Origin of the sequence: Prevotella sp. P5-64, from assembly GCF_002251285.1 — a bacterium.
Lineage (GTDB): Bacteria > Bacteroidota > Bacteroidia > Bacteroidales > Bacteroidaceae > Prevotella.
Window position 1 is genome coordinate 1 of record NZ_NPJK01000009.1, and the last position, 20,532, is coordinate 20,532.

Below are 20,532 nucleotides of genomic sequence, written 5' to 3' on the forward strand. Positions count from 1 at the left end.
ACAATGATGTCGAAGATTTCGGGTATGAAGGTTTCAACAAGGTTATTGAAACCTTTGAGAACCACAACGATACCATCATCAACTATTTTGAGGAAAGGCTTACCAATGCATCGGCAGAATCGTTCAATGCTAAAATCAAGGCTTTTAGAACACAGTTCAGAGGTGTAGGGGATATCAGGTTCTTCATGTACAGGCTGGCAACACTTTATTCCTAACATACGGTGTTACCAACCGGAAAAATCCGCTGACCCGGGATAGGGGGTCACGGGGCGTAGTGGCGGGCACCGTGGGCGTACCAGTCCAGGCCGTGAGTGCGGTCCAGCTCCTTTCCTATGTACTTGTAGGGCTGCCGGCCGGTGTTGCGGCTGTCGCCCATGAGTGCGCCATAGGGGTTGTAGTGGTTCACGTCCTCCACGTTTCCGTGGGCGTCGGCCACTACGCGGTTGTTGCCTAAGTAGTCCCTGATGTAATAGTGGTATGTGGGGACGGAGTCCCTGAAGGACACATATCCCCCGTCGAAGAGCAGGCGGCTGAGCACGCCGTCCTCATAGACCCTGCTGCCGGCTTTGTAAAGAGAATATTGGTGTCTGATTAAAAATGGAGTCGTTTGTGATATATATAGTATAGTTAAATGGGTTGGAATACAAATACAAATAAGTATAGTGTTGTTTCTTATTTTTGGGAACCAGTTTGTATCTGTATTTGCCTTTCGGGAAAGATGCATCCCCTTTTCCATCTATATAAAGAGAATCTGGTAGAATGTGATGCCACTTAAAAAATATAGGCTCTTCATCCTGGCATGATTCCATCCAATACTTTCCAATAAAAATATTGGAAAGTATAAATGTCGGGAAACATCCATTTCCCACATAATATGTTGTTTTTTTTTGTCTGCCATTTGGCATTCTTTCTATTACGACATCCATGCCTTTTGTCCATATAACATTGGTTATTTCGCATTTCCTATTCTCTATAGTCTGCAAATTGCTTAGTGCCGGCGTGCAAAGCAACCAACAAATTACTATTGCAAAACATTTACCCTTGGTGTTCATCTTCTTTCCTTTCTTCCTTTCCTAATTCTCGACGTAAAATATTCTCATTTTTAATGCATTCCCAGTTATTAATGTTTCATTTGAATTTCCTGTTATATAAATATTGAACTCGGATATAACCTCTTTATTATTCACTAAAAAATCTTCTCGTGTAGTCACTCCTCCCTTATGTAACCAGTCCAGGCCGTGGGTGCGGTCGAGCTCTTTGCCGATGTATTTGTAGGGTTGGGTGGCGTGTCTGCTCTCTCTGCTTCCGGCAATGGCGAAAGCAGGGAGGCTCAGAGTGGTCATGAGCCCCAACAGCATTATGACAATTTGGTGGCGCATGGACTGGGGTTAAGATGTTCTTTGTGCAAATATAATAATAATGTGCACACGCGCAAAGAAAATCGGCAGGAAAGTGATGGCTGGGGGAGAAAATCGTATGATGCAGCCTGCTGCCTCCCGTTGTGGTCAAATGGCTCAGGTCGACAGGTTTGTGGCGGACGTAGTGGAAAAGGATACAATCCATATTCATCAAAGAAGCCTCGTTGTATTAACAGTAATGACAAGGGTACTATCAGATGTGGCATCTGTTATGGTTCGTGTACCAGAACTTGTGGCAGATGTAACGGTACTGGAAGAGCGGGATAGCCTTTCGAGGGTATATACAAAAAGGGCATAAATCATAAGATTTATGTCCTTTGTCTTTGAGGTACCTAGCAGAGTCGAACTGCTCTACACGGTTTTGCAGACCGTTACCTAACCGATCGGCCAAGGTACCCTGTGCTAAATTGCGAGTGCAAAGATAGTGCAAATAATCGAGCTGTCCAAATTTTCAGCCATGTTTTTTGTGTTTGCTGCTGCATTTGTCGTAAAAAGCGCAGTTCTCACAGCAAGTCTTGTGACATTTCAACACCCTGTACACCCTATACGCCACAAATATGGCGCATAGGGCGAGGATGATGTATGTCGCGATATACTGCATGGTCTACTTGATATTCTTGAAAGTCTTGGCGAGTCCACCTGTACTCGTTTCCTTGTAGAGTGAAGGCAGGTCGTGGCCCGTCTGCTTCATAACCTGTACCACGCGGTCGAAGCTCACGCGGTGCTTGCCGTCGGAGAACGCCGAGTAGAGGTTGGCGTCGAGCGAGCGGGTTGCGGCAAAGGCGTTGCGCTCGATACAGGGTATCTGAACCAATCCGCATACCGGGTCGCAGGTCATACCCAGGTGGTGTTCCAATCCCATCTCTGCCGCATACTCTATCTGTGCCGGGCTGCCACCGAAAAGCTGGCAGGCTGCGGCACTGGCCATAGCGCAGGCTACGCCCACCTCGCCCTGGCAACCCACGTCGGCGCCGGAGATGGAGGCGTTCTGCTTGACCACGTTGCCGATGATTCCAGCCGTGGCAAGAGCGTGCAGGATGCGGGTGTCGCTGAACTTGTGGCCTTTGGAAAGATGGTATAGTACGGCTGGCACTACGCCACAGGCACCACAGGTAGGGGCGGTGACGATGGTGCCACCCGAGGCATTCTCTTCGCTGGCGGCAAGAGCATAGGCATAGACCAGGCCTCGTGTCTGCAGCGACTGCTTGTAGCCTGTGGCCTTGACATAATAGGTCGGGGCTTTGCGGGGCAGATTGAGCGGGCCGGGCAGTACGCCTTCGTGGTTGATACCACGCTCCACGCACTCCTGCATAGTCTCCCATACCTCCTGCAGATAGGGCCATACCACATCGCCTTCGCACAAATCGACGTACTCCCAGTATGAGCGGCCGTTCTGGTCGCACCAGGCAAGAATCTCGTTGAGCGAGTTCATCTCGTAGACTTCAGGTGTATCAAACATATCTTCGGCCTTACCCTCAGAGAGGGCACCTCCGCCTACGCTGTAGACTATCCACTCGTCGGCGCCGTCGGCTGTGAACTTCATGCCGTTGGGGTGGTAGGGCAGGAAGATGTTGGGCTCCCAATGTATGTTGACTGTGGCGATGGGCGAGAGCACCTCTATGATGGCGGTGTCGGTCATGTGGCCCTTGCCCGTAGCTGCCAGACTGCCATAGAGGGTCACGTCGAACAGGTGGGCGTCGGGGTGGCGCTTGGCGTAAATCTTGGCGGCCTTCTGTGGTCCCATGGTATGGCTCGATGAAGGGCCCTTACCAATCTTGTATAACTCAGTAAGTGATTTCATTATAGATATAGTAATGGGGTAATTAGACAAAGAGTGAACCTATCTGGAAAACCAGTGCAGATACCACCCAGGCCAGCACCGTGGTGTAGCCGGCGGCAAAGAGCGCCCATCGCCATGAGCCCGTCTCGGACTTGATGGCGGCAATGGTGGCAAGACAGGGGAAATAGAGCAGTACGAAGAGCAGGAAGCAATAGGCCGTGAGCGGGGTGATGCCGTCGGCGGCCATCATCTGGTGCAGCAGTTCGTACTTGCGGGTGTTGCCGTCGTCGGAACCCATCTCGTCGCTGTTGGCGTAGAGCACGCCTATGGTAGATGCCACTATCTCCTTGGCGCCGATGCCCGAGACGAGTCCCACATCGAGTTTCCAGTTGAAACCCTGTGGACGGAAAACGGGCTCGATGGCCTTGCCGATGTGTCCTATGTAGCTCTGCTCCTGCTGTTGCTGGGGAGTAAGTCCTTCATGATGAGGGAAATAACCCAAAGCCCAGACCACTATCGACGCCACCATGATGATGCCGCCCATCTTGCGCAGATACTGCTTGCCCTTCTCCCACGTATGGCGGCCAATGGCCTTCCAGGTGGGGAAGCGGTAAGGTGGCAGCTCCATCACAAAGGGCGTATCTTCGCCCTTGATGACATGGCGGCAGAAGACGCGGCTCAGTATCACCGCCATCACGATGCCCACGAGATAGAGCGACAACATGATGAGCGGCTGGTAGTTCAGCGCAAAGAAGGTGCCGGTAATCATGACATAGATGGGAAGTCGCGCCGAGCAGCTCATCATCGGCAGGATGAGCATGGTGACCAGACGGCTGCGGCGGCTCTCGATGGTACGCGTGGCCATCACTGCCGGCACATTGCAACCAAAGCCCATGATGAGCGGGATGAACGATTTGCCGTGGAGCCCCATCTTGTGCATCAGACGGTCCATGATAAACGCTGCGCGCGACATGTAGCCGCTGTCCTCCATATAGGAGATGAAGAAGTAGAGAATGAGTATCTGAGGCAGGAAGACTATCACTGCTCCCACGCCACCGATGATGCCGTCGGCTATCATGTCCTTGAGCGGGCCGTCGGGCATATACTGTCCCACCATCGTGCCGAGCCAGGCGATGCCGTCCTCTATCCATCCCATGGGTATCTGTCCCAAAAGGAAGGTGGCAGAGAACATCACCAGCAAGAGCAGGATGAAGATGGGGAAGCCCACAAAGCGGTTGGTAATGATGCGGTCTATGAGGTGGGTCACCTGATAGGTGTCTTTCTTGTGTCCGGTAGAGTATTCGGCCTCTTGCAGCGCGCCGTTGATAAATCCGTACTTGGCGTCCATGATGGCTGTCTCGCTGTCGTCGCCCGTTTCCTCCTTCACACGCCGTGCCGCCTCGTCGCGATGGCGCAGTATCTCCTCGGCATCGGGCAGCGTGCGGATATAGCGTTCGGCCTCCTTGTCATTTTCAAGCAACTTGATGGCAAGATAGCGGGTAGAGTAGCGGTGGCGCAGATTGGCTGCCTTCTTCAGGTGCTCCTGGATTTCCTCGATGCCATGTTCTATCTCGTGGCCGTGGTTGATGTGCACATGGCGGTAGTGAGGGTCGTCGTCCTCGTTGCCCTCATACATGCGGATGATGGTCTCGAAGAGTTCATTCACACCACGGCCGTTGGTGAAGACGGTGGGTACCATGGGCACACCGAAGAGGCGTCCCAGACGGTCGGCGTCGACATGGTCGCCTCGCTTCTCGGACTCGTCAAACATGTTGAGAGCGCATACCATGCGCACGTGCATGTCTATGAGTTGGGTGGTGAGATAGAGGTTGCGCTCCAGGTTGCTGCTGTCTATCACGTTGATGATGATATCGGGCGTCTTGTCGATTATCTGTCTGCGCACGTAGATTTCTTCGGGCGAATAGGCCGACAGCGAATAGGTGCCAGGCAGGTCGACGATATGGAAGGTGTAGCCGTCCATCTCTGCCACGCCCTCTTTGGCGTCTACCGTCACGCCACTGTAGTTGCCCACATGCTCATGGGCACCCGAGATGAAATTGAAGAGCGATGTCTTGCCGCAGTTGGGGTTTCCCACGAGCGCCACATTGATGTCGTGGCTCTTGCGGATGGCAGCGTCTTCCAGCTGCTGGTCGGTGGGCGCCTCGGCGGTATGGGTGTCTGTGCCTGCGTTGGTTTCTATTTCGGGCTTGATATTGGTCTGTGTCTTGGCGACCTCTCCGGCGGTAACCACCTCAATCTGGTCGGCCTCGCTATGGCGCAGAGAAACCTCATATCCCATAATACGGTATTTCACTGGGTCGTGGAGCGGCGCATTGAGCAGCACCTCCACTTTCTTGCCCTTGATAAATCCCATTTCTACGATGCGTTTGCGAAAGCCGCCGTGTCCAAGCACTTTGACGATAACGCCTTTCTCACCGGTTTTAAGTTCTGAAAGTTTCATTCTACTATTGGTTTAATCTGATGCAAAGTTACTCAAAGTAGTGTGTAACACAAAGAATCTGCCCTTGTTTTTATTTGTGCCAGTCAAAAAAACTAAGCCATCCCAACGTAATCTCAGCAAGGTGCCGACTCTCCTGCCGATGCCGTGGGATGGCTGGGGGAGAGGAATGGGGAAGAATGGCAGGTGCAGATTGTACCGTCGTCCATTCTTTGCTCGCCTTGGTAGCTCTCGGAAAGTAGCACGCCACCTTTAGGGGAAGCTATAGGAGGAATGGCAATGTGGCGTGGTAACTTATATTACATGTTTACCCCATTCTTGTATACGCAAAGAGCATGGATTTGTATGTTTCCATGCTCTTCACTGGTGTTATCATTGTTGCTAATAAGAATTATCATCGAAGAAACCGGCACTCCATTCATACACAGGTTTGATATGAATATGGAGTCCGTCTATCTCCAATTCTTCATACTGGTGGTCTGTCAGTAGAAGTAAGTTCTCGCATTTGGTTTGTCGGTGGGCAAGGAGCAAACCATTAATTTCACGCTTGCGGGTTTTTTCAGACGAAATGTCATAAGACACTTGAATGCATTGAAGTACTCTGTTGCCATCACACACGACAAAGTCACATTCTCCAGAACGGTCGTTGAGATAATAGACATCCCAGCCTTCGTTTTTACACTTGCGTATCAGGTGGAGCAATACTATGGTCTCAAGGCGCCATCCTAAGTTTTCGCCCGCAAAAGCATTGTCTCTTTGATTCATCATCGCTACGTCGATGGCATATAGCTTCTCTCCTATGATGCGTAACTTGCTTTTTGAAGAGAACTTCTTTACGCCAATGAGAATGTATGCTTCCTTGAGGTACTTGATATAGTTTTGCACCGTATGGGGAGACTTGAAATCAAATAGCTCAACTAAGTCCTTGGTAGAAACTATACATGGCGATGTGTTGAGTAGGTGGTGTGCCATATTCTCAAATTGGGCTGGATATGCAATCTTATAGCGTTGCTCTATATCTCGTTTCAAGATGTTGTTAACGAGATTGCTAATATATTTCCTACCATCTCTCACCTGGAGTAACTCAGGGAAACCACCCTGTTTCGTGTAGTCGTCGAAGGCACTCCTTTGAGCGGCGATGGCCCTTGTGGAATGGAGTTTGGTGTTGATGCCTTTTATCCTGCAATACTCGGCAAACGAGAAGGGATACAAGGCAATTTCACTACTTCGTCCAGTAAGGTGAGTGGCCAAATCATTACTCAGCAGCTTGGCATTACTTCCTGTCAAGACAACATGCATTTTGGTACGCAGGAGCCGATTGACAAAGAGGGGCCATTGCTTTATATTTTGGATTTCATCCAGAAAGATATACTTGAAATCACCATAAATCTTATACAATACTTCGAGTATGTCATTTAATTGATTTGCCTCTATATCAACCAAACGTTCGTCGTCAAAATCTACGTATGCAAATACTAACCCTGCATCTGCAAGTGTTTGTAGGCAGAGTGTTGATTTGCCACTTCGACGTACACCTATGACAACTTGGGCTTGTGGACTGTTCAAATCTACAAGTCTTTCTTCGTAGCGGGAACACAGATACACGCTTGACCAGTTATCTATTTCTGCTTTTTGGTCGGTCAGTATTACTTCAAGAGCCCTTTTGTCCATAAGGATAGTTGTTTTTTGTATAATTATTCAAGCATTCAATTGTCATTAGCACATTCGCCTATGCAAAGTGCATATGTTTCGGCACAAAGTTACGAAAAATACGCTTATCCAACGCCTTATTTTACAAATTTCTTGCTCTTAGAACGCCTTATTTTACAGTTTTTGCGTCTCCAGAACGCCTTATTTTACAAATTTCTTGCTCTTAGAACGCCTTATTTTACAGTTTTTGCGTCTCCAGAACGCCTTATTTTACAAATTTCTTGCTCTTAGAACGCCTTATTTTACAGTTTTTGCGAGTTTTCTGATGGCCTTTCAGCTCATTATCGAGCCATTTGGTTGTCTTGAGGTTGTGGTTGCTGGTGCGTAACGATTGAAACGTGAGTCCGTATCAAATGTCACGTGCCTACGTATCGTAAGGTACGTGGGCTCGTTTCAAACGGTACGAGCTGGCTAAGCTGGTTTGCGGGATGAAGAACATGCTCTATACAATTGTATGAATGGATATATTTCTTTTCTGGGTAAAACCGCACACTCTCACCACGGTTTGCTTAGGAGCGGGGGCGTAATCCTCGCGCATGAAAAATCCCGATGCCCTGGTTGAGGACATCGGGATTATATATATTAATAAGGTGTAATCGCTTAGAAGAAGAGGTAGCGGTTGTCAACAATCTTGGCGTTGGCGTAGAGCTCGCTCATATAACCTGCAGCCATCTGCATGGCTCTCTGGTTGAGCTTGGCCTCCTGGGTCTTGATATCCAGCTTGCCGGGACGCATGGTCTTGCCGGTAACGCTGAAGAGGTATACACCTGCATTGCCCTTCACGGGAGTCTTGCAGAACTTGCCCTTGGCTGTAGCTGCGATGGCACCACTCAGAGCGGGCTCGGTAGAACCGGTAACTGTAACGAATACAGGAGCAGCGAAGGTAACCTGGTTGATAGCGGTTACGGTAGCGCCCTTGGCCTTAGCCTCGTTGACAGACTTCACGCCCTTAACCTTCTCCATCAGCATCTCTGCCTTCTTGTCCTTCATCACCTCTGCCTTGACCATGTCCATTACCTGAGCATCGTCGAGACCGCGGTAGCCCTTGGCGTGAACCTTGTCGAGAACGGCTACGAGCAGGTGGTTGTTGTCACCACACTCATACATAGGAGATACTTCCTTCTCCTTGGCCTCGAACAACCACTTCATAGCGTCGCGGGTGCTGTGGATGCCGGCGAGGTTGTGCTGAGCGGTAGTGATGTCGTTGGCTTCTCTTACGGTGTAGCCAGCCTTGGCTGCATTCTTGACAATCTTCTCCTCGGTGTCATTGGCACTTACAAACGAACTGAACTTGTTGTAAGCGGCGCTGTAAGTATCCTTAGAGAACTCGATGGTCTTCTTGACAACGGCTGCAACATACTTGTTGACCATAGCCTTGCGGTCTATGACCTGAAGCACTACGCTGCCCTGAGTGAAGTTGATGACCTTGGTCTCATTGGCAGAGAGAGTGTTGAGGCTATTGATAAAGTTCTTGGTGTCCTTGTCCATAGAGGGAGCTGCCTGATACTGGGCAGTGGTTATCCACAGCTTTTCGCCAGTCTGGTTGTACTTCTTGGCGAGTGCCTCGAAATCGGCACCTGCTGCGAGTGCGCGGTAGATAGAGTCGGCAGTAGCCTTGGATGCTTCGGGTGTCTCGGCTGCCACCTGTATCTGGCGATACTGGATAGAGTCGGGCATCTGGGTCTTAGACACGAGCTTCACGATGTTCATGGTGTTGTCCTGAGCATTGTTGAAGACGCGTGATGTCTGACCTACAGCCATAGAGTCGAGCTGGGCAGCGATGTCCATAGGATATGCAGCCTTGGTCACGGGCAGACCCAGATAGGGGATGAGCGATGCGCTCTTGCGTACCACCTCTGCGGGGTCAGCGGCAGCAACCATGTCGTTGTGATAAGCCTCGAAATCCTTCTTGATAGCGGCGCGGTCGGCTGCCGAAGGTACTACCTCGATGTCGATATACTTGATGTCGCGGGCTTCAACAAACTGCTCGAAGCGGGGCTTCAGCTCGTTGTACTTGGCCTTGAGGTCTGATTTCTCGATGGTCACCTTGCTGTCATCGATAGAAGAGTAGGGCAGAGCGGCGAGCTCAACCTGAGCCTCTTCGTTCTCCTCCTTGAATGAAGCCTTGGCCTCGATGGCGTTGGAGATGAAGCAGCTGCCGAGCAGTGCCTGGTACTTCTGTGCAAGAGTCTGCTGGCGCAGAGTCTTCTCGATGAAGTTCCAGTATTTGTACAGGCTGTTGTACTGCTGTGCCATCTGGGGATTTACACCCTGCTGGGCCTTGTACTCGGCGAGGAACTTCTGCAGCTGGTTGACGTCGAAGCGTCCAGTCTGCTGGTTGATAAACGGAGTGTTCATGAGCAGTGGGTTGGTACCCTGCTTCAGGATGTTCTGCAACTCGCCGTCGGTAACGGTGAGGCCCAGTTCCTTGGCTTCCTTCTCGATGATTTTGGTCTGAACGTAAGTGCTCCAAACCATATCCTTAACCTGGTTGAGCTGGTCTTCATTCAGGTTTTCAGTACCTTGCTGCATCTTGATGATTTCGGTGTTCTCGTCAACGAGCTTCTGGAATTCCTGAAAATTGATTTTCTCTCCCAATACTTCACCGACCTGCTGACGCTGGTCGTTTTTAGTAGTTTCGCACGAACGAACCATTTCTTCGGCGATGAATGCAAAAAGGCCCAGTGCGATAATACCTATCAGCAGGCCGCCTCTGCTTCTAATTTTTCCTAATGCTGCCATTATTATTATAGTTTTTATTATTATTGTTTTCTCGTTTTTTCTAAATGCCTACAAAAATAGTAAAAAGAAAGCAAACCACGGCACTTTTCGCCGAAAATTTGCTCTCAGGCATTAACTTTTAGTTGTACAAGGACGATTTTGGTCATTGTATTCTTGATAATCTTGAACTCAAACTTGCCGATGGTCACTATCTCGTTGAGTTTGGGTAAACTTTCGTAGTAGTGGAGTATGAGTCCGCTGATGGTCATGTATTCGTCGCTTTCGGGGAGTCCCAGATCAAACATCTCGTTGACTTTGTCTATCTCCAGTCGGGCAGAGAGCAGATATTCTCCGTTGTCGAGCTGCTTGGCGATATACTTGGTGCTGTCGTGCTCGTCTTCGATGTCGCCGAAGATTTCCTCGACGATGTCCTCGAGCGCCACGATGCCGCTGGTACCGCCAAACTCGTCGACCACCACGCCCAGTGATTTCTTCTCCTGCAGGAATGTCTTCATCAGTTTCTGCGCTGCCATGCTCTCAGGTACGAACGGCATCTGGCATACATGCTCTTTCCACTCGGCAGCGTTGCGGAACAGCTCGAGCGAGTGGATGTAGCCTATAATGTTGTCGATATCATCGCGGTAAACGATAATCTTGGAGTTGCCGCTCTCGATGAATTTCTGCTGGAGTTCCTCGATGCTGCAGTCTATGCTTACGGCATTGATTTCGGTACGTGGCACCATGCAGTCGCGCACCCTGATGTCTGAAAATTCAAGGGCGTTCTGGAATATCTTGACTTCGTCATTGATGGGGCTGTCGGCCTTGGCGTTGTCGAGCGACGAGTGGACAAGGTAGTCCAAGTCGACCTTGGAGAACCCTTCGTCGTCGTCTTCCTTTTCCATGCGCTTGCCTATCAGTCTGAGCAGAAATTTGGCAGACAGGGTAGAGAATTTGCTGATGGGCCATAGGATAATATAGAAGAAATAGGCTATGGGCGAAAAGAGCGTAAGCAGCTTGTTGGCATTGTTCTTGAACAGCGTCTTGGGCAGAAATTCGCCGGTGAACAATACCACGATGGTCGAGAGTATGGTGTCGGCAGCTACGCGCATACCGACGTCGAGCGGCTCAAAGAGCGTCTTGTCGAAGAACTTGGCAAACAAGATGCCGTAGACCACCAGCACGATGTTGTTGCCTACGAGCATGGTGCTCACAAAGCCGTTGGGGTGGCTATAGAATACCGAAAGTAGCTTCTGGGTGAATACATTCTTCTCCTTGTCCATCTCTGCGCGCATTCTGTTGCTGGAGACGAAAGCGATTTCCATGCCTGAGAAGAATGCTGAAAGAACCATGGAAATCAGGATGCCTATAAGTAGCGGTATGTCTATGTTGTCTAACATGATTTAGTGCATAATTGGTATTGACGTGTTGCGGCGCTGTGGCATCGGAGCCGGGCGTAGTTGTGGAGCCACCGAGTCTTTGGCTGTCGTCACTGTGTCGCTCTCGCTGCTGTCAAAGTCGCCTTTCACGAACGAACCCTTGCTGTTGGATATGTAGTATTTCGTCATCTTTTCGTCGCTGCGGAAGTAGCTGCCCTCAATCTCGCGCTCGGGGGTAACCAACTTGGAGTAGACATGGGAGTAGAGCTCGTGTCTGAGTTCATCCCAATAGAGCTGCTCGCTGGAGAAACGCAGTCCGTCGTTGGTAAGAATGTGTACTCTACCGCGCAGTTCCCACAGTCGGCTTTCATCATAATAATACGCAGTGTCGCATTGGATGTAGGACTCTACATGGAAACGCTGGTCAAACTGCTCCAGAAACAGTCCCTTGTCGAATATCCATCGCGAGGGCTTGCGGTTCTGGTTGACCTCCCATCTCTCAGTGACAATGCGGTACTTGATGACGCCCGAGTCGGAAATGAGCGTGTTGACGCCATAGGAAATCATCATCGCCACCGAATCGCGGGGATTGATGGCGGGAGCTGTGTGCTCTTGCTGTTCCTGACAGGAGATGCAGAAAAGGGCTGCAAGCAGCGAGATGATGGTTAAGCGTCTTGACACTGTAAGTCTTTTTATACCTCTATATTAATCAACCTTCCACTTGGCGAACCAACGCTCGTTGAAAGTGAGGCCGATATTGATGCGGAAGATGTTTTCCTTGATGTAACCTGGTGCTGTGGAGCGAACCCACTGGCCACTGATGTTCAGGTAAGAACGGTTGTTGTAGGCGTTGACGATGGGAAAGCCGAAACCAGCACTGACGCTGACCTCCTTGGGGCCGTCCTGGCCGTTGACGGTGACATAGGGTGTGGCGTAGGATGCACCGACGCGATACTTGATGCGCTGGAAGAAGCTGCGGCCATACTCAGCCTTGCAGTATTCGCCACCAACGGTAATCTTCTGGCGGTCTTTGAGCGAATTCTTGAGCGTGAACTGAGACACGCCGTTCTCTACAGAGAACTCGGGGAACTGGATGTCGCCCCAGAGTTGGCAGGTATAATCGACACCCACCTTCCACTGGTTGTCGTGGTTGAAGGCGATACCTACACCGAACATGTCGGGGATAGACAAACCATTGGTGATGCTATAGCGGGTGGTGTCGGCTACGGCCTGCTGGGTGTTGGTCGAGATGACCATGCACTCGGGGTCGGCGTTGAGCTTGTGTCCGGGGCTATAGGTGGCACCTACGGTGAGGGTATTCTTCTTGCTCAGCGGCAGTATGCCCTGCACGCCCAGGTCGAGCTTGTAGCTGCGTATGTCGGCAGAGAAATAACGTGCCAAGGTGTTGGCATACGAGTCGCTGTAGCGGTTTACGAGCGAGCGGTCGTAGTTGCCCCACAGATAAGAGATGTTGGCACCGATGGATAAGTACTTGATGGGGCGCCAACCTGCACCAAAATATGCCTGATGTACACCGCCGCTACCCGAATAGGTATTGGAAGACATCACGGTCATCTGGTTGCCTACATAGGAGGAAGTTCCGTAGTTGTAACCCACGGTGGTGAAGGGAATGATACCGAAGCTGACGCCGAGGTTCTTGAACGCGCGGAAACCGGCCACGATGTACTCAAGGTCGGCGTTGTTGGCATTTTGCTTCTTGCCATTCTCATTGAAGTTGGTTATCTGGCCTGTTATTCCCACATCGAAGATAAAAGAAAGTGAGTCGATAACAGAGTAAGAGGCGGGGTTGAGATAATTGACCTGATTGTGCTCGCGAAATCCCAGGCCCAATCCGTTCATACCGCGGTTGAATCCGCTCGACTGGTCGGCCAACAAGCCCAATCCAAACTGACTATAAGGAGAGTTGGTGCCACTCTGTGCCGTTATATTCAGTACCGCTAAACCCATAAGGGCTATGCTAAGAATTATTCTTTTCATTAACGTATGTGTTGTATAGCGTGCAAAATTATCGAAAAAAATTGAAATATGATACGAAAAGTCCAAAAAACAAGCTATTTTTGCACTGTGAAACATTTTAATACATTTTTGAAGACCGTGTTGTTGACATTTTTGGTGTCTTTGACATGCGTTACCAGTAGGGCTACAGAGTCTGCCGACTCCGTGGTCATCGCGCTGCTTACCTGTGGGCCGGGCGACGAGGTCTATTCGCTCTACGGCCATACAGCCATCCGTTATACCGACCATCGCACGGGCGAGGATATGGTCATCAATTACGGTATGTTCTCTTTCAATCAGGACTATTTTGTCCTGAGGTTTGTCTTCGGACTTACTGATTATCAGATGGGCATCACGCCTTTTGATTATTTCATGCGCGAGTATCAGTATGAAGGCCGGTGGGTCTACCAGCAGACTCTCAACCTCACCGCTGAGCAGAAGCGTGCCATCAGTGAAGCCCTTGCCCACAATTATCTGCCTGAAAACCGTACCTATCGTTATAATTTCTTCTATAACAACTGTACCACCAAGGCCCGCGATGTCATTGTGGGTCAGTTGGGTTGCGACATAGAATATCCTCAGCGCAACCTTGACGGTGTGACCTTCCGCACTATGCTTCACCAGTGGAATGAAGGCTATCCCTGGAGCCGATTGGGCAATGATTTGCTCCTCGGTGTTAAAGCCGACCGTCAAGTCTCTATGGCTGAGCGTCAGTTCCTGCCCGACAGTCTGCGCGAGGATTTTGAAGATGCTTATCTGCGGCTTCCCTCTGGCGAGCGTCGCAAGCTGGTCTCAGACAGTCGTATGCTCTTCGCACCATCGGTGTCGCAACTGGCTGAAAAGCAAGATGCAGGGTCTGGCTTTGCGGCTGCGATGCCTCCTATGGCAGTGGCCCTTGCGGTGCTGATGGTCATGATTGTCGTCACCATCATCGAGTGGCGCACCCACCGCATCCTCTATGGGCTCGACATCCTGTGGCTTCTCGCTACGGGTGTGGGAGGAATCATCCTGACAGCCATGATTTTCTCGCAGCATCCCACGGTGAGCCTTAATTTCCAGATACTGATACTCTCTCCGCTCTGCCTTATAGCCCTCTGGCCCGTAGTGCGTTCACTGCGACGCCGCCAGTTCGGCAGATGGCTGTGGGTGATAGCCGGGTCACTGGCATTGTCACTTTTTATGGGCATTTGGCAAAAATATGATGCAGCAATATGGACTTTGGCATTATCTTTGCTGTTTAGAGTTGCAGTACTCTATAACTGGTGTAAACGAACAAAACAAACAACCGCATGAATAAATGTCTGACAGCGATATTGCTCGCACTCTCAGCTACCGCCTCGGCCCAGCGGCTGCAGCCGGCGCCCCGCCTCGTGGTCAATATCACCATCGACCAGTTGCGTACTGATTATATACAGGCTTTCGCTCCTCTCTACGGTCCCGACGGATTCAAGAAACTTCTGTCCGAAGGGCGTGTCTATGAGGCCGCAAGCTACGACTTTCTTCCCATTGACCGTGCCTCGGCTGTGGCGTCTATCAGTTCGGGCACTACACCTTATTATAATAATATAGTAAGCTCGCAATGGCTTGACCGAGCCACGCTGCGCCCCGTCTATTGCGTGGCAGACAGCAAGGTGGGTACTTCGCCGCGCCTGCTTTCCACTTCTACCATAGGCGACGAGCTCAAGGTGGCTACTGGCGGCTCTGCGCTCGTCTATGCCCTCGCTTTCAGCCGTGATGCCGCCGTCCTCTCTGCCGGTCATGCTGCCGACGGAGCCGTGTGGGTCGACGACAACCGTGGCGTGCTTGCCACCTCGGCCTATTATCCGCAGAAGGCGCATAAGTGGCTCAATGCCTACAATGCCGTCTATTCGCAGCGCGCGTCGGATGACCGCACCAAGAACCTTGCCGTAGCCCATGCAGCTCAGGCTTGCGTGGTGGAGCAGGCTATGGGGCGCGATGCCGTGACTGACTATCTCGCCGTAACGCTCTCTGCCAAAGGGCGCGGCGCAGCCAACTGGCAGACAGATATGGAGGGCGTGTACATCAAGCTCGACCAACTGCTGGGCGACCTTGTGGCTGGCATCGAGAAACAGGTAGGTAAGGAGCATGTGCTGTTTGTGGTGACCAGCACGGGCTATACCGATGAAGAGAATGTAGATTATTCCAAATACAATGTGCCCACCGGCACGTTCTACATCAACCGTACCGCCAATCTGCTCAACATCTATCTCGGTGCTGTTTATGGCCAGGGTAGATATGTTGAAGCCTGTTATCACAACGAAATCTATCTGAACCACAAACTGATAGAGCAGAAGCGTATCAGCCAGAGCGAGGTGCTGGTGCGCTGTCAGGAGTTCCTTATCCAGAACTCGGGAGTGCGCGATGTCTATACTACCAACAGCCTTCTCAATGCGGGCGGAGACACACGCAAACTGCGTAACGGCCATCATCCCGCCATCAGCGGCGACATTGTGGTCGAGGTGGCTCCAGGTTGGCAGTTGTATAACGAAGACAATCAGGAACGCTACACTTGTCGTGCTTCGTTTGTGCCGTTTCCCATCATATTCTATGGCGCCGGAACCCCGGCAGAGCACATCAATACCCCGGTAAGCGTGGAGCATATCGCACCCACCATTGCCAAGGCCATACGCATCCGGGCTCCCAATGCCTGTAAGTCAGAACCCTTGTTCTGACGTTTTTCCTGCAACCTCTGTCGGCGGCAATGCCGTGACGTCGACGGAGGTTACAGGCTTTGTTTTTCCCTTGTTTATTATAGCCATTCCCAAGGTGCCTTTGCGGGTGCCTGCATCGATAGATATGTAAGTGTAGGCGCTTGAGCCCTTGCAGTATGGCACAAAAATGATTGCAGACATCACTGCGTGTGATTAAAATACGGCAAATAGTGCATAATTGTACGAAAATATTCGTACCTTTGCACATGATTATCAAGATAATAAATAAAATAATATAAGCAATGAATTTCAACAAAATTCTGAAGTCGCTGTTTGGAGACAAGTCCACCCGCGACATGAAACTCATCCAGCCCCTTGTAGAAAAGGTAAAGGAAGCATACCCTGCCATCAAGGCCTTGAGCAACGACGAACTGCGTGCCAAGACCAAGGAGATACAGAAGTATGTGCAGGATGCTGCCCTGACTGAGAAAGAGCAGATAGCCAAGTTGCGTGCCACCATCGAGGAAACTCCTATTGATGAGCGTGAGAAGATTTTCAACAAGATAGACAGTCTTGAGAAGGACGCGCTCGAGAAGTATGAGAAGGCTCTCAACGATGTTATGCCTATTGCCTATAGCATCGTCAAGGATACCGCCCGCCGCTTTGCCGAGAACGAGGAGACTGTGGTTATTGCCAACGACTTCGACCGTGAACTGGCTGCCAATCCCGCCAACGACTTTATCACCATCGATGGCGACAAGGCCATTTACCACAACGAGTGGACGGCCGGAGGTAACAAGGTGAAGTGGGATATGGTACACTACGATGTGCAGATTTTCGGTGGCATCGCCCTCCATCAGGGTAAGATTGCCGAGATGGCTACTGGTGAGGGTAAGACTCTCGTGGCTACTCTGCCAGTATTCCTCAATGCGCTCACCGGCAACGGTGTACACATGGTGACCGTCAATGACTATCTGGCCAAGCGTGACTCCGAGTGGATGGGCCCACTCTATATGTTCAATGGACTTAGTGTAGATTGTATCGATAAGCACCAGCCCAATTCTGAGGCCCGTCGCAAGGCTTATCAGGCTGATATTACCTTTGGTACCAACAATGAGTTCGGCTTCGACTATCTGCGTGACAACATGGCTGTTTCGCCTGCCGACCTTGTGCAGCGCCGCCACAACTACGCCATCGTCGATGAGGTCGACTCGGTGTTGATTGACGATGCCCGTACCCCACTTATCATCTCTGGCCCTATCCCCAAGGGCGACGACCAGATGTTTGAGCAGTTCCAGCCCCTCGTTGAGCGTCTCTATGAAGTTCAGCGCAAGCAGGCTACCGAACTCCTTGCCGAGGCACGCCAGAAAATCAGCGCCGCAGAGAAAGAGGCCGATGCCAAGAAGGCTCAGGAGTTGCAGGCTGAGGGCTTCCTCGCTCTTTTCCGTTCGTTCAAGGCTCTTCCCAAGAACAAGGCACTTATCAAATATCTCTCTGAGGATGGCATCAAGTCTGGTTTGCAGCGTACCGAGGAGATGTATATGGAGAACAACAACCGCCGTATGCCCGAGGCCGTCAAGCCTCTCTATTTTGTGGTAGACGAGAAGCTCAACAGTGCCGACCTTACCGATAAGGGAACTGCATGGCTCGCCGCCCAGGTCAATGATGACAAGCTCTTTGTATTGCCCGACATCACTTCTCAGATGTCTGCGCTTGAGAGCCAGACCGGTATCTCCGACCAGGAGCGCCTGGACAAGAAGGACGAGCTGCTTGCCCACTATGCATTGCAGAGTGAGCGCGTGCATACTCTCCAGCAGTTGCTCAAGGCTTACACCATGTTCAACAAGGATGACGAGTATGTCGTTATCGATGGCCAGGTCAAGATTGTTGATGAGCAGACAGGCCGTATCATGGAGGGTCGCCGTTGGAGCGATGGTCTCCACCAGGCTGTTGAGGCCAAGGAGCATGTCCGTGTTGAGGCTGCCACCCAGACCTTTGCCACTATCACCCTGCAGAACTACTTCCGTATGTATCACAAGCTCTCCGGTATGACCGGTACTGCTTCTACTGAGGCAGGCGAGTTCTGGGATATCTACAAGCTCGATGTTGTCGAGATACCTACCAACCGTCCTGTCGCACGTATCGATATGGACGACCGTCTCTACAAGACCAACCGCGAGAAGTATCGTGCCGTCATCGAGGAAATCGAGGAGATGCGCAACGCCGGACGTCCCTGTCTGGTGGGTACCACTTCGGTAGAAATCTCCGAGTTGCTGAGCCGTATGCTCACCCTTCGCAAGATACCCCACGAGGTGCTCAATGCCAAGAACCACTTGCGTGAGGCCCACATCGTGGCCCAAGCCGGACAGAGCGTCAATGGACTGGGCGCCGTGACCATTGCCACCAATATGGCTGGTCGTGGTACCGACATCAAGCTCTCCCCCGAGGTCAAGGCTGCTGGTGGTCTTGCCATCATCGGTACCGAGCGCCACGAGAGCCGTCGTGTAGACCGCCAGCTACGTGGTCGTGCCGGCCGTCAGGGCGACCCCGGTTCGTCTGTTTTCTATGTATCTCTCGAAGACAAACTCATGCGCCTCTTCGCTTCCGAGCGTATCGCCAAGATTATGGACCGCATGAAGATTGAGGACGGAGAGCGTATCGAGTCGCCTATCATGTCGCGCGCCATCGAGTATGCCCAGAAGAAGGTCGAGGAGAACAACTTTGGTATCCGTAAACACCTGCTTGAGTACGATGATGTGATGAACAAGCAGCGTACTGTTATCTACGACAAGCGCCGTCATGCACTGATGGGTGAGCGCATCGGTATGGATGTCGCCAACATCATCTGGGATCGTTGCGTGTCTATCATCGAGAACAACGACTACGAAGGCTGCAAGGAAGGCTTCCTTAAGGTTCTTGCCATGGAGTGCCCCTTCACCGAGGAAGAACTTCTCGCCGGCAAGCGCGATGATTTGGCTGAGCGCGCATTCCAGGAGGCTATGGCTGCATTCAAGCGTAAGAACGAGCGTATGCAGAGCATTGCCTACTCCGTAATCAGCGACCTCTATCAGGCCCATGGCGACCGCATCGAGCGCATAGCCGTTCCCGTGACCGATGGCCGCCATATCTACCAGATACCTTGCAACTTCAACGCTGCTTATACCTCTGAGTGCAAGGAGGTGGTCAAGGAGTTTGAGAAGTATATCGTCCTCCATACCATCGATGACGAGTGGAAGGAGCACCTTCGCCAGCTCGACGAGTTGCGCCACAGTGTGCAGAACGCCACTTACGAGCAGAAAGACCCGCTTCTCGTGTTCAAGCTCGAGAGTGCCAAGCTTTGGGATGCCATGATTGACGACCTCAACAACCGTGTGGCCTCAGTCCTTATGCGTGGTCAGGTGCCCGAGTTGCAGCAGCCTGTACAGGAGGCAGCCCCCGAGGAGCGTTCTCAGCGTTACAATGAGCAGAAGATGGACCTCGACGAGCAGGCCCAGCGCAGCGCTGCCCAGCGCGATACCCGTGAGGGAGCCGACCAGGTCAACCACACGCCTTTCGTTGCTCAGAAGATGCCACGTCCCAATGACCCATGTCCCTGCGGTTCGGGCAAGAAGTTCAAGAACTGCCACGGACGCAATCTCCGATAATATGATTGAAGCCAAAGACCTGCTGAAGCAATTCGGCGAAAAGACAGCTGTAGACATCCCGTCGTTTGTTATCAACGACGGAGATGTCCTCGGACTCGTCGGCAACAATGGTGCCGGAAAGACCACATTCTTCCGACTCATCCTTGACCTACTCGACGCCGACCGGGGGTCGGTCACCATCGACGGAGCCAACCCTGCCGAGAGCGAAGACTGGAAAGCGGGTGTAGGAGCTTATATTGACGAGGGTTTCCTTATCGATTTCCTCACACCCGAAGAGTATTTCGAGTTTGTCGGCAAGGTCAACGGCATGAGCCGCGACCAGGTTGCCGAACGGCTGACTGTCTTTGAGCGCTTTATGGCTGGCGAGGTGATGGGGCAGAAGAAGTACATACGCGATTTCTCTGCCGGCAACAAGCAGAAGGTGGGCATCGTCTCAGCCCTGCTCAGCCGCCCAAAGACCGTCATTCTCGATGAGCCGTTCAACTTCCTCGACCCGTCGAGCCAGATACTGCTCAAGAAACTCCTCGTCGATTACGCCGCCCAGGAGCATGCCACCATACTGGTGAGCAGCCACAACCTGCAGCACACCATCGACATCTCTACGCGAGTGGCTCTCTTGGAGCATGGCCAGATTATCAAGGACCTGCCCAATGAGGGCGGTAGCGCCGAGAGCGAGTTGGAGAGCTACTTTGAAGTGAGCGAATAGCCGTCTTTAGGTTTCACCCTATACCGTTATC

General features: G+C 51.5%; 15 protein-coding genes and 1 tRNA gene. 5 read left to right on the plus strand and 11 right to left on the minus strand.

Annotated features, from left to right (window positions below; all coding sequences use genetic code 11):
- The coding region (locus tag CIK87_RS01885; protein WP_254046492.1) for a transposase at positions 1-215 on the plus strand (215 nt) is incomplete at its 5' end.
- Between the two features lie 47 nt (positions 216-262).
- Here the strand turns inward: CIK87_RS01885 and CIK87_RS14210 are convergent.
- The 11 genes from CIK87_RS14210 to CIK87_RS01940 all read right to left on the minus strand — a co-directional run bounded on the left by CIK87_RS14210 (position 263) and on the right by CIK87_RS01940 (position 13,461).
- Positions 263-406 carry a hypothetical protein gene (locus CIK87_RS14210; protein ID WP_158216178.1) on the minus strand — a complete coding sequence of 48 codons (144 nt, stop codon included), beginning with the start codon at positions 404-406 and terminating at the stop codon, positions 263-265.
- 139 nt (positions 407-545) lie between these two features.
- Entirely contained in the window at positions 546-1,052 is a 507-nt protein-coding gene (locus CIK87_RS01895; RefSeq protein ID WP_094384987.1) for a hypothetical protein, read from the minus strand.
- Positions 1,053-1,073: 21 nt separating this feature from the next.
- Positions 1,074-1,343 carry a hypothetical protein gene (locus CIK87_RS01900; protein ID WP_144008072.1) on the minus strand — a complete coding sequence of 90 codons (270 nt, stop codon included), beginning with the start codon at positions 1,341-1,343 and terminating at the stop codon, positions 1,074-1,076.
- A gap of 401 nt (positions 1,344-1,744) precedes the next feature.
- Positions 1,745-1,815, minus strand: a tRNA-Cys gene (locus CIK87_RS14215).
- A 207-nt stretch (positions 1,816-2,022) separates the two neighbouring features.
- Positions 2,023-3,219, minus strand: a complete 1,197-nt coding sequence (locus CIK87_RS01910) for an L-serine ammonia-lyase (protein WP_094384993.1) — start codon at positions 3,217-3,219, stop codon at positions 2,023-2,025.
- Positions 3,220-3,241: 22 nt separating this feature from the next.
- The gene (gene feoB / locus CIK87_RS01915; protein WP_094384995.1) at positions 3,242-5,659 is read right to left on the minus strand and encodes a ferrous iron transport protein B; all 2,418 of its coding nucleotides are present in this window, start codon (positions 5,657-5,659) and stop codon (positions 3,242-3,244) included.
- Positions 5,660-6,037: 378 nt separating this feature from the next.
- Entirely contained in the window at positions 6,038-7,327 is a 1,290-nt protein-coding gene (locus CIK87_RS01920; protein ID WP_022311646.1) for an ATP-binding protein, read from the minus strand.
- 639 nt (positions 7,328-7,966) lie between these two features.
- Positions 7,967-10,108 carry a peptidylprolyl isomerase gene (locus CIK87_RS01925; RefSeq protein ID WP_094384997.1) on the minus strand — a complete coding sequence of 714 codons (2,142 nt, stop codon included), beginning with the start codon at positions 10,106-10,108 and terminating at the stop codon, positions 7,967-7,969.
- Between the two features lie 104 nt (positions 10,109-10,212).
- Positions 10,213-11,484, minus strand: a complete 1,272-nt coding sequence (locus CIK87_RS01930; RefSeq protein ID WP_022311644.1) for a hemolysin family protein — start codon at positions 11,482-11,484, stop codon at positions 10,213-10,215.
- Between the two features lie 3 nt (positions 11,485-11,487).
- Entirely contained in the window at positions 11,488-12,144 is a 657-nt protein-coding gene (lptC, locus tag CIK87_RS01935; RefSeq protein ID WP_022311643.1) for an LPS export ABC transporter periplasmic protein LptC, read from the minus strand.
- A gap of 24 nt (positions 12,145-12,168) precedes the next feature.
- On the minus strand, positions 12,169-13,461 hold the full coding sequence (locus tag CIK87_RS01940) for a hypothetical protein (RefSeq protein ID WP_094384999.1): 1,293 nt from the start codon (positions 13,459-13,461) through the stop codon (positions 12,169-12,171).
- A 141-nt stretch (positions 13,462-13,602) separates the two neighbouring features.
- Between CIK87_RS01940 and CIK87_RS01945 the strand changes: the two genes are divergently transcribed.
- The 4 genes from CIK87_RS01945 to CIK87_RS01965 all read left to right on the plus strand — a co-directional run bounded on the left by CIK87_RS01945 (position 13,603) and on the right by CIK87_RS01965 (position 20,501).
- The gene (locus CIK87_RS01945) at positions 13,603-14,772 is read left to right on the plus strand and encodes a DUF4105 domain-containing protein (RefSeq protein ID WP_254046493.1); all 1,170 of its coding nucleotides are present in this window, start codon (positions 13,603-13,605) and stop codon (positions 14,770-14,772) included.
- Entirely contained in the window at positions 14,769-16,172 is a 1,404-nt protein-coding gene (locus CIK87_RS01950) for an alkaline phosphatase family protein (protein WP_094385003.1), read from the plus strand. Before CIK87_RS01945 ends, CIK87_RS01950 begins: the two co-directional genes overlap by 4 nt.
- Positions 16,173-16,453: 281 nt before the next feature.
- Positions 16,454-19,795, plus strand: coding sequence for a preprotein translocase subunit SecA (secA, locus tag CIK87_RS01960; RefSeq protein WP_094385008.1), 3,342 nt, complete (start codon positions 16,454-16,456; stop codon positions 19,793-19,795).
- Between the two features lies 1 nt (position 19,796).
- Positions 19,797-20,501 (plus strand): ABC transporter ATP-binding protein, encoded by a 705-nt coding sequence (locus CIK87_RS01965; RefSeq protein ID WP_022311638.1) that lies wholly within the window; start codon positions 19,797-19,799, stop codon positions 20,499-20,501.
- Positions 20,502-20,532 lie beyond the last annotated feature (31 nt).